The 1747-nt window shown below is 71.7% G+C and carries 2 protein-coding genes and 1 pseudogene; 1 reads left to right on the forward strand and 2 read right to left on the reverse strand.

Going from position 1 to position 1747, the window contains the following annotated elements; translation table 11 throughout:
* Nucleotides 1-828, reverse strand: an 828-nt coding sequence (locus ACTIR_RS24860; RefSeq protein ID WP_161629639.1) for a DUF2637 domain-containing protein, incomplete at its 3' end; no start/stop codon positions are given.
* Nucleotides 825-1193 (reverse strand): hypothetical protein, encoded by a 369-nt coding sequence (locus ACTIR_RS26700; protein WP_161629640.1) that lies wholly within the window; start codon nucleotides 1191-1193, stop codon nucleotides 825-827. The genes ACTIR_RS26700 and ACTIR_RS24860, both read right to left, overlap by 4 nt.
* A gap of 334 nt (nucleotides 1194-1527) precedes the next feature.
* On the opposite strand from ACTIR_RS26700, the pseudogene ACTIR_RS26705 reads away from it, so the two are divergent.
* A pseudogene (locus ACTIR_RS26705) lies at nucleotides 1528-1747 on the forward strand (hypothetical protein); the annotation flags it as partial.

Consider the following 1747-nt stretch of genomic DNA (forward strand, 5'->3'; position numbering starts at 1 on the left):
GGTGACGCCGAGCTCCCGCGCCAGGCGCCCGCGGCCGAGGCGCCCGTGCTCGGCCACCAGGCGCCGCGCCCGGTCCACCAGGTCGGTGGCGTCGCCAGGGGTACTCCGAGCGGATACCCCTTCGCCCTCGGCCGGTGGCGTGTTGGGCTCAGCCCAACGGGCGCCCGGTGAACCGTTGTGCTCGGCCCAACGGTCGCCCGGCGAACTATCGGGCTCTGCCTGGTGGTCGCCGAGCACGGGCCCCTCGGCGGGCTCGGAAACTTTACTGACCTCGGCGAAGTTTTCCGCCTCGGAAACTTCCTGCGATCCCAGGAAGTTCTCCGCCTGGCAATCGCCAGGTGCAGGCCCGTGACCAGCCACGTTACGGGATCCCGTAAGGTCGCCGGCCTCGTCGCCGGTGGCGGGGCTAGAAGCGATGTCAGCCTTAACATCACTGCTAGCCCCTTCGCCGGTCGCCAGGTGCGCCAGGTGCGCCACCGCACCCAACACCAGCGGCGGCACCGAGGCGACGGCCACCACCGCCCACCAGGCGGGCGTGATGTCGTAGGCCACCAGGGCGTGCGCCGAGGCGTTGCCCACCACGGACACGCCGATCATCGCCAGCGCCAGGAACCGGGCGAACCGCACCGCCTTCCCTGGCGCCTCACCCGCCAGCCACACCCGGGTGCCCACCAGGGCGGCGGCGTCGATGGTGATCGGCACCAGCGGCGCCAGGCGCTTCGGCGTGCCCGTCAGCACCGCCAGCTCCCGCAGCGCGTCGAAGCTCAGGACGGCGGCCGCGGCCGCGACGATGCCGAGGCCGCACCAGGTGATCCAACCGCGCTTCACCGGGCACCGCCCTGCTCGGCCGTGTCCTGCACGGTCGGCTGCTTGTGCAGCGCCGTGCCGACCGCGCCGTCGGTCCAGATGTGCAGGTTGGCCAGCGCCATCCGCAGCGCGTTCGCCTCGCCGACCTCGCGCAGGCTGCCGAACCTCGCGTACCGCTCGATCGCGTCGTCCCGCCGGTAGGCCAGGTGCTCGGCGTGAATCCGCAGCTGCCGCACCGGCACCGGCGGCTCGATGATCGGCCGCTCGGTGGCCGACTCGCCGGCCTCGACGCTCTTCGTCAGCTCCCGGTCGGCACACTCGCGCAGCTGCTCGGCCAGGTGCAGCAGCTGCCGCGCCTTCTCGCCGTGGGACATAGAGTTGCTCATGGGTCAGACCTCCAGCGTCTGATCAAGTCCCTCGGCGGGTGGTGAGGTCACCCGTCGAGGGGCGTTTTCAACGGTTCTGCGCAGGGTGTGAGTGACCCGATAACTCAGGGCACGACGGGTCAGAGTGACCAGTGAAAACCCTGGTGAGCACGCGGATTGCCAGCGGATGGCTTACAAGCAGGGGGTCGCAGGTTCGAACCCTGCTGCGCCCACCAGCCGTGCCCGGAACACCGGGACGCGGCCGGGGCGTCCCGTTTCCCCGGTTCATGATCCGTCCGCGTCCGCGATCCCATATCCTCGGCGTCGGTAACGGACATCGACTCTGAAGGCTGCTGTGCACACTGCTGGTGACGGGGAGGACGACGGCGCCGGGCGGGAACCGGACGACTCCGGGCGCGTGCGGCCGTATCTCGACGATCTGCCCGCCGGGTTCTTCACCGCGGACGACCCGGCCGAGGACACCGGGTGCGGTACCGGAGCGAAAGCCCGGTCCCCCCGGCGTGCGGAGGCCGCCGCCCGCGGGGCGGCGCGGGCGGTCCGCAGCGGGAGACGTC

It is taken from the genome of Saccharomonospora iraqiensis subsp. iraqiensis (assembly GCF_000430445.1).
GTDB classification, from domain to species: domain Bacteria; phylum Actinomycetota; class Actinomycetes; order Mycobacteriales; family Pseudonocardiaceae; genus Saccharomonospora; species Saccharomonospora iraqiensis.

Coding starts and splice junctions, on each gene's coding strand:
- ACTIR_RS26700 (WP_161629640.1), bottom strand. CDS start 1,193: ATGAGCAACTCTATGTCCCACGGCGAGAAGGCGCGGCAGCTGCTGCAC.